Below are 7,865 nucleotides of genomic sequence, written 5' to 3'. Positions count from 1 at the left end.
CCGTACCCGCCGTTGGGCCCGGCCTGCACCACGACCCCGGCGGCCGCGGCGTAGTTCCTCTCGCCCTCGGCCGCCAGGAAGTCGGTGCCGTAGTGCATCTCGCCGCCCCGCCAGCCGCGCGGCCCGAAGGTGTCGCTGATGTCCTCGGGGGACGGAACCACCCACGCGGGCTTCGGCTTCGGCTTGACCTTCGGCTTGTTCGGCTCGGGCTTGTCGTGTGTGGACTTCGGCGACGGCTCGTCGCGCGGGACGTCGCGCCGGGCGTCGTGCCGGTCCGCCCGCGGGGAGTCGTGGCCGTCGGCCGCCAGCGAGGTGCCGGTGCCGGTCGCCGACGGGGTGGCGGCGCCCGCCGCGGTGACGCCCGCGCCGATCAGGGTCGCGGTGGCCAGGGCCGCGAAGACCGTGCGGGTCAACAGGGCCGGACGGTGTCGTCCGGTGTAGGGCCGGGAAGCGGATTCGGATTCGGGGGAGTGCTGGTCTGAGTCCATAGCGCGGGCCAACCTACCGCCGAGCAAAACGGACATTGAGGTCTTGAGCTGGGCAAACGCGGGTGTCTGTCGCCGTCAGTCACGCGAAAAGGACCCCGTCACCGAGCCGCGGGTAGTCCGTGTGGACGACGCGATGTGACGTGTGAGGTCCCCGATATCCGGTCGCGGCGGGCCACGGAGGGTGTCTAGACTTGGCGACATGCCTCGCTGCGAAGACTGAGTGTCGTGCGCCGCGCCGGGATATCCACATCGACGGGATGACCGTCCACTACGGGATGTGAATCCGGCGGGCTGACGAAGCATGCCCGTACACCAGTCTTCCCATCTTCCATCGAAAGCGAGCCCTTCCCGATGATCTCCGTTACCGGACTGGAACTGCGCGCCGGCTCCCGGATCCTGCTGTCCGACATCAACCTGCGGGTGCAGCCCGGCGACCGCATCGGCCTGGTGGGCCGCAACGGGGCCGGAAAGACCACCACGCTGAAGACCATGGCGGCCGAGAACCTGCCGTACTCCGGCGAGATCGAGCGCCGCGGCCCCTTCGGCTACCTGCCGCAGGACCCGCGCACCGGCGACCTCGACACCACCGCCCGCGACCGCGTGCTGTCGGCCCGCGGACTCGACGTCCTGCTGTCCGAGATGACCAAGCTGCAATCCACCCTGGCCGAGGTCGTCGACGACACCGAGCGCGAGCGCCTGGTGCGCCGCTACGGCAACCTCGAGGACCGCTTCGCCGCGCTCGGCGGATACGCGGCGGAGTCGGAGGCGGCCCGGATCTGCGCCAACCTGGGCCTGGAGGACCGCGTCCTGCACCAGACCCTGGGCACCCTGTCCGGCGGTCAGCGCCGCCGCGTCGAGCTGGCCCGCATCCTCTTCGCCGACAGCGCCGACGGCTCCAGCACCCTGCTGTTGGACGAGCCCACCAACCACCTGGACGCCGACTCCGTCACCTGGCTGCGCGGCTACCTCTCCGCCCACAAGGGCGGCCTGATCGTGATCAGCCACGACGCCGACCTGCTGGACGCGGTGGTCAACAAGGTCTGGTACCTCGACGCCAACCGCGCCACCGTCGACCAGTACAACCTGGGCTGGGCCGCGTACCTGAAACAGCGCGAGGCCGACGAGGAGCGCCGCCGCCGCGAGCGCGCCAACACCGAACGCAAGGCCAACGCGCTGACCGCTCAGGCCGCGAAGATGGGCGCCAAGGCCACCAAGGCCGTGGCGGCCAAGAACATGGTGCGCCGCGCCGAGAAGATGATGTCCCACCTGGAGGACGTCCGGGTGGCCGACAAGGTCGCCAAGGTGCGGCTGCCGCAACCGGCGCCGTGCGGGAAGACCCCGCTCACCGCCGAGGGATTGTCCAAATCGTACGGTTCGCTGGAGGTCTTCGCCGGCGTCGACGTCGCCGTCGACCGCGGATCGCGCGTGGTCATCCTGGGCCTCAACGGCGCCGGGAAGACCACCCTGCTACGGATGATGGCGGGCCAGATCACCCCCGACACGGGCAAGATCGTGCCCGGCCACGGCCTGCGGATCGGCTACTACGCGCAGGAACACGAGACCCTCGACATCGACCGCACCGTCCTGGAACTGATGCGCTCCGCCGCCTCGGCGGCCGACGGCAACCAGACGGACACCGACCTGCGCAAGATCCTCGGCGCCTTCCTGTTCACCGGGGACGACGCCGACAAGCCCGCCGGCGTGCTGTCGGGCGGCGAGAAGACCCGGCTCGCATTGGCCACATTGGTGTGTTCGGGCGCCAACGTCCTGCTGCTGGACGAGCCCACCAACAACCTCGACCCGGCCAGCCGGGAACAGGTGCTGGACGCGATCTCCCGCTTCCCCGGCGCGATCGTTCTGGTCACCCACGACCCCGGTGCGGTGCGGGCGCTGCGCCCGGAGCGCGCCATCCTCCTGCCCGACGGCGACGAGGACATCTGGAGCGACGACCTCATGGAGCTCGTCGAACTGGCCTGATTCGCACCGTCACTTACTGCGAGCTCACGCGTTGTGTCAAGTGGCACCCCCGTTGAGTCCAAACGTAAGGGAGACACAGGATGGCATCGCAGCCGACGCTTTCGATGACGGTCGAGCCCAGCCTCGTCCGAGGTGGCGCGGTGCGGCGCCTCTGGGAACGGCTGGCCCACCTGACCAATCGCCAGGACCAGCGGCGTTGGCAGTCGGCGTTGCTGACCAAGGCGGCGGGCATCTCGTGTACCACTTTGGTGTGTCACCGGGACACCTGGCAGTTCATCGACCTGTTCGCCTGCGGGGTGGTGGGCTGGCGTTCCCCCTCCGACGATGAGATCTCCCTGTACTCGCCGTTCCTGTTGGAGATCCGGTTGTCGGGGCCGCAGCTGGTGCACATCGTCATCGCGATGAGCGACGCCGCCGGAGTGAGCCTGATCGGCGAGACTCCCGCGGGTTGCGCGGCCGACCGGGCCATCGCCTGGCGGATCTTCGCCGGCATCGCCGACGTGATCGACGACGTGAACCCGGCGGCGGAACAGGGAAACCCGGTGCCCACCATCATGATCGACGACCAGCTCGCCCCGACCCCCTGAGGCCCTTGGGCCCCAACGCAGAACCAACCCCGCCCCAACCGCTCGTGCCTAGGCTGTTGAGTTCCAGCCCCCGAACAGGAAGAACTCATGGCTACGAAGAAGCGGAAAGGCCTGTGGCTGTTGGCGATCGGCGTCGTGGCCGTCGCCGCGGCGGTGACGTTCCAGACCGCCACTGCCGATACCGCCACCGGCGGCTCCGGCAAGCAGGCCGACGGCCCCGGCATCATCACCGTTGAGCAGCTGAACATGTGCATGTGGGGATCGAAGGAGACCAAGGACTGCTTCCCCAACGCCAACGACCCCTCCGACCCGGCCTGGGCGGACACCGAGCGCCACACGGCCGAGCTCAAGCGCGACTCCATGGTCACCCAGTACCAGCGCCACACGCCCGACGTCATCACCGTCAACGAGGGCTGCCTCAACGACCTGCGCACCGTGGCCGACAAGCTCGGATACCAACTGCGCTACCAGGAAACCGGCGGCGGCGCCGACGGCAAGCCGCGTGAGTGCACGGTGGACCGCGGCGCGGGCGTCAACGCCATCCTCGCCAAGAAGTTCTCGGGCGACGGCCCGCAGGGCTACTTCGAGAGCAAGGGGCACCGCTCCTACATCTGCGCCCAGGTGTCCACCAGCGAATGGAGCTCGGTGCGGGTGTGCACCGCGCATCTGTCGCTGGCGCAACAGGGCGACCACCAAAAGACCGAGTGCGGGATCCTGCGCGACCAGATCCTCGGCAAGAGCACCGGCTACGTGGTGTTCGCGGGCGACCTGAACATGAAGGGCGCCAACCAGAACTGTGCCCCGTCGTCCTTCCACGGCCTGCACGACCTGGCGCGCCCGGGTACCCCGTCGATCCCGCAGGACGGGCTGCAGCACATCTATTACTCGGCCAACGGTTTCTGGCGCCAGAGCTGCGGCTGGGCCTACACGGTGGAGCACACCGACCACCGCGGATTCCTGCTGGAGCTGGGCAAGTCCGCCCCGTCGGACCCCGGAGACTGCTGGCGCGACATTCGCCAGTGAGGCAACGCGTGGCCCCGACCGTCTGTCGGCCGGGGCCACACCGCTTGCCGCGGGTTCAGTCCGAGGTGTCCCAGCCCTTCAGATAGGACAGCCCGAATCCGAGCAGGCCGGACAGCCCGGCCAGGATGTAGGTCGGCGTGCCGACCCAGGTCACGGCGCCGGTGATCAGCCCGCCGCCGCCGACGATCAGCCCGACCGCCTGCGTGGCCACCACGATCGCTCCTCCGAGCAGGAACAGCGCCAGGCACCCGCGGAAGGCCGCGTCCAGAATCTTCGTGAACATGTGCGACTCCTTCGCTAGCTTTGTCTATCGAGGACTGGGTTACACGGGAAGCACGCCGACGGCGACCAGCGAGCCGATGATGAGGATCGGCACGACGTACCAGACCACCAGGGGCACGAACGTGCGCGCCGGGTTCACCCCGGAGATGCCGCTGGCGATGTAGATCGGCGCCGCGCCGGGCGGCGAGGCGCCCTCGGTCGAGGCGAAGATCAGGATCGCCACCGCCGCGGGCACCGCGGAGACCCCCGCCGACATCAGCGTGGTGAACGCGACCGGTCCCACCGCCGCGATCGTGGCCGTCCCGGTCAGGGGAGCGGCCACGCCGACCACCAGCAGCCCGACCAGCAGGGACACCAGGAAGGCGGGGGCGTCCAGCTCGCCGAGCAGCTTTGCCAGTTGATCGGCCAGCCCGAGCTCGGTCAGCGAACCCGCCGCGGCGAACGCGAAGAACAGCGTCGCGCCGATCACCGCGTAACGGGGACCGACGTCGCCCAGCAGCCGCCACCAGTCCGCGCCGCGCCGCGGCAGCGCCTTGCGTCCCAGGATCAACGCGATGATTGTTACCAGGACGGGGATCCAGGTGATGATCGAGATGGCGTCCGCCGGCTCGGCGCCGATCCACGACACCAGAGCGTCGGCGCTCAGGTCCGAGGTCAGCAGCACCGGGATGACGATGCCGACGAAGACCAGCAGGCTGGACCACCCGGCGGCGAAGGTGCGGCGGAGCGGCTGGATCAGGGACGGGTCGACCGCGCCGATCTGATGCTTCCGTACAAAGTAGAACATCAGGATCAGCCGGTACAGCAGCGTCCACGCGCCGCCGAGGAACAGCGCCAGGAACAACTTGTCGGCGGTCACGTAGTTGGCCACCGCCGCCGAACCGGTGAGGATGAACAGCGAGGAGCTCGGCGGGATAGCGATGCCGAGCCCGGCGTTCCCGGCCACGACCGTCGCCGACAGCTGGGGGGAGAAGTTCGACTTGGTCATCCACGGGATGGTCACCGAGCCCACCGCGGCGGCGTTTCCCGAACCCGACCCGGACACCGCGCCGAACAGGCCCGAGGCGATGGTCGAGACGTAGCCGGCGCCGCCGCGCCGCTTGCCGAGCAGGGAGTTGAGCATCGCGATCAGCTGATCGACGACGCCGGTCTTGCTCAGGACGAATCCCATGAAGACGAACGTCAACGCGGCGAACACGATCTCCTCGGTCCCGGCGGCCTTGATGCCCGCCCAACCGACCTCGAAGATCTTGCCGCCGCCGAAGGCCGCCACCGCGACGAAGCCGAGGATCATCGCCTCGCCGATGTTGCGTTTCAGCAGCCCGTTCCACACAATGATGACCACGATGTAGGCGACGAGCGCCCAGATTCCGATCATGGCAGAAATCCACTTCGTTGTAGGGGCATGGTGCGGGGGCTCATGCGAGCCGCGCCGCGAGTTGGATGGTGCGTCGGGCGGCGGCGACCATTGGCGCGTCGATGAACCGCCCGTCGGGCAGGGCGATCGCGCCGCTTCCGTCGGCCTCGGCACCGGCCGCCGCCTCCACCACCTCGTGGGCCCGCGACAGCTCCCGCTGGTCGGGCCGGAACGCGGCGGCGATGACCGGCAGCTGTAGGGGATGCAGGGCGCTGCGTCCGAACATGCCGAGCGCCCGGCCCTTCGCGCAGGACGCGGCCAGACCTTCTGGGTCGGCCAGGTCCGTGTAGACCGCCATCGCGGGGGCCGGTAGGCCCGCGGCGGCGGCGGCGATGACGATCCGACTGCGGACCCAGGCGTATGAGTCCTCACCGCGCAGACCCAGCTCGGTGGCGAGGTCGGCCTCGCCCAGGGCGAGACCGGCGACGGCCGGGTGCGCGGCGATCCTATCGGCGTTTTCGATTCCGGCCGCGGATTCCAGCAGGCAGTGCACCCGCGGCGGCGTGTCCACATTGAGCATGTCGAGCGCCAGGTCGACGTCGTCGGGTCCGGCCACCTTCGGCAGCCGCAGCCCCACGCGGCCGGCGCGCATCGCCGGATGGGTGCCCAGCGTCCACAGGTCGGACGGCCCGAAGCGCCCGCGCGGGTGGTTGACGCGCACCTGCACCCCGGGGCGCGCGGGAAGGTCGTCCAGCAGCGCCATCGCGTTGGCGCGGGCGGTGTCCTTGTGCGTCGCCAAAACCGCATCCTCCAGATCCACCAGCACCGCGTCGGCGCCGCTGGCCAGCGCCTTGGGCAGCAACTCCGGGCGGCTGGCCGGCGCGTACAGGGCCGTCACGGTGATCGCCTGCGACATCACGCCACCACCCCTCGCTCGCGCAGCCGCGCGATCCGCTCGGCGTCGAAACCGGCCTGCGACAGCACCTCGTCGGTGTGCTCCCCGAGCCGCGGCCCCGCCCAGCGCACCTCGCCAGGAGTCTCGGACATCCGGAACGGGACGTTCTGCATCGACACGCTGCCCAGCTCGGGGTCGTCCACCTCGACCTCGGTTCCCAGGGCCCGAAACTGCGGATCGGCCACGACGTCGGAGACGTCGTAGATCGGCGCGATCGCCGCCTGCGCCCGGCTGAACGCCGCGATCACCTCGTCGGCGTCGCGCTCGGCGATCCAACCGCCGACGGCGGCGTCGAGTTCGGCGGCGTGCTCGGCGCGTTGGCGCCCCGAGGCGAACCACGGCTCGTCGACCAGGTCGTCGCGCCCCACCAGGCTCACCACCCGCTCGGCGATCGACTGCGCGCTGGTGGACACGGCCAGCCAGCGCCCGTCGCGCGTGCGGTAGGTGTTGCGCGGCGAGTTGTTCATGGACCGGTTGCCGGTGCGCTGCGGCACGACCCCCAGCGCCCGAAAGGCGGTGATCTGCGGACCCAGCACGGTGAGGATCGGCTCGATGATCGCCAGATCCACCACCTGGCCGCGGCTGGACCGGGACCTGGCCGACAGCGCGACCATGATGGCGTACGCGCAGGCCAGCGCCGCGATGCCGTCGGCCAGCGCCAGCGGCGGCAGCGTCGGCGGCCCGTCCGGCTCGCCCGTCATCGCCGCGAACCCGCTCATGGCCTCGGCGAGGGTGCCGAAGCCCGGCTCGGCCGCCATCGGGCCGAACTGCCCGAACCCGCTCACCCGCGCGATCACCAGGCCCGGGTTGGCCTCGAGCAGCGCCTCGGGAGCGAGGTTCCAGCGCTCCAGGGTGCCGGGCCGGAAGTTCTCCACCAGCACGTCGGCATCGGCCAGCAACGCCCGCGCCACCTCCTGTCCATCGTGAGTGGACAGATCGATCGCGGCGGCGCGTTTGTTGCGCGACAACATCTTCCACCACAGTCCGACGCCGTCCTTGGCGTGACCGTGCCCGCGCGACGGGTCTCCGCGCCGGGGATGTTCGACCTTGATGACGTCGGCGCCGAAGTCGCCCAGCAGCATGGCCGCGGTGGGTCCGGCGAACAGCGTCGAGACGTCAATCACCTTGATTCCGGAGAGAGCCTTCATAGCGATGCATCTTATAAGATGCATCATGCCTGATGTCAACCCCTCGTT

The 7,865-nt window shown here is 69.8% G+C and carries 7 protein-coding genes and 1 pseudogene; 3 read left to right on the top strand and 5 right to left on the bottom strand.

What is annotated here, in order from left to right; translation table 11 throughout:
* Nucleotides 1-488 (bottom strand): annotated as a pseudogene (locus VE172_RS16750) (hypothetical protein); the annotation flags it as partial.
* A gap of 351 nt (nucleotides 489-839) precedes the next feature.
* Here VE172_RS16750 and VE172_RS16745 point away from each other — a divergent pair.
* The 3 genes from VE172_RS16745 to VE172_RS16735 all read left to right on the top strand — a co-directional run bounded on the left by VE172_RS16745 (nucleotide 840) and on the right by VE172_RS16735 (nucleotide 4,075).
* The gene (locus VE172_RS16745) at nucleotides 840-2,465 is read left to right on the top strand and encodes an ABC-F family ATP-binding cassette domain-containing protein (RefSeq protein WP_324803082.1); all 1,626 of its coding nucleotides are present in this window, start codon (nucleotides 840-842) and stop codon (nucleotides 2,463-2,465) included.
* An 80-nt stretch (nucleotides 2,466-2,545) separates the two neighbouring features.
* On the top strand, nucleotides 2,546-3,052 hold the full coding sequence (locus VE172_RS16740) for a hypothetical protein (RefSeq protein WP_324803080.1): 507 nt from the start codon (nucleotides 2,546-2,548) through the stop codon (nucleotides 3,050-3,052).
* 87 nt (nucleotides 3,053-3,139) lie between these two features.
* Nucleotides 3,140-4,075 carry an exonuclease/endonuclease/phosphatase family protein gene (locus VE172_RS16735; protein WP_324803079.1) on the top strand — a complete coding sequence of 312 codons (936 nt, stop codon included), beginning with the start codon at nucleotides 3,140-3,142 and terminating at the stop codon, nucleotides 4,073-4,075.
* A 55-nt stretch (nucleotides 4,076-4,130) separates the two neighbouring features.
* Here VE172_RS16735 and VE172_RS16730 read toward each other — a convergent pair whose 3' ends face one another.
* Genes VE172_RS16730 through VE172_RS16715 form a run of 4 tightly spaced genes read right to left on the bottom strand, consistent with a single transcriptional unit; the run spans nucleotide 4,131 to nucleotide 7,817 of the window.
* Nucleotides 4,131-4,358, bottom strand: coding sequence for a hypothetical protein (locus VE172_RS16730; RefSeq protein ID WP_324803078.1), 228 nt, complete (start codon nucleotides 4,356-4,358; stop codon nucleotides 4,131-4,133).
* A 39-nt stretch (nucleotides 4,359-4,397) separates the two neighbouring features.
* Complete coding sequence (locus VE172_RS16725; protein ID WP_324803077.1) at nucleotides 4,398-5,735, bottom strand: TRAP transporter large permease subunit; 1,338 nt, start codon at nucleotides 5,733-5,735, stop codon at nucleotides 4,398-4,400.
* A gap of 40 nt (nucleotides 5,736-5,775) precedes the next feature.
* Nucleotides 5,776-6,630: an HpcH/HpaI aldolase/citrate lyase family protein gene (locus VE172_RS16720; RefSeq protein WP_324803076.1), complete on the bottom strand. Its 855-nt coding sequence runs from the start codon at nucleotides 6,628-6,630 to the stop codon at nucleotides 5,776-5,778.
* Complete coding sequence (locus VE172_RS16715) at nucleotides 6,630-7,817, bottom strand: CaiB/BaiF CoA transferase family protein (RefSeq protein ID WP_324803074.1); 1,188 nt, start codon at nucleotides 7,815-7,817, stop codon at nucleotides 6,630-6,632. The genes VE172_RS16720 and VE172_RS16715 overlap by 1 nt, the downstream gene beginning before the upstream one ends.
* Nucleotides 7,818-7,865 lie beyond the last annotated feature (48 nt).

This window comes from Stackebrandtia sp., assembly GCF_035643755.1.
Taxonomy (GTDB): Bacteria; Actinomycetota; Actinomycetes; order Mycobacteriales; family Micromonosporaceae; genus Stackebrandtia.
The sequence above is the reverse complement of the archived record's forward strand: the minus strand, read 5'-3'. Positions and strand labels throughout refer to the sequence as shown.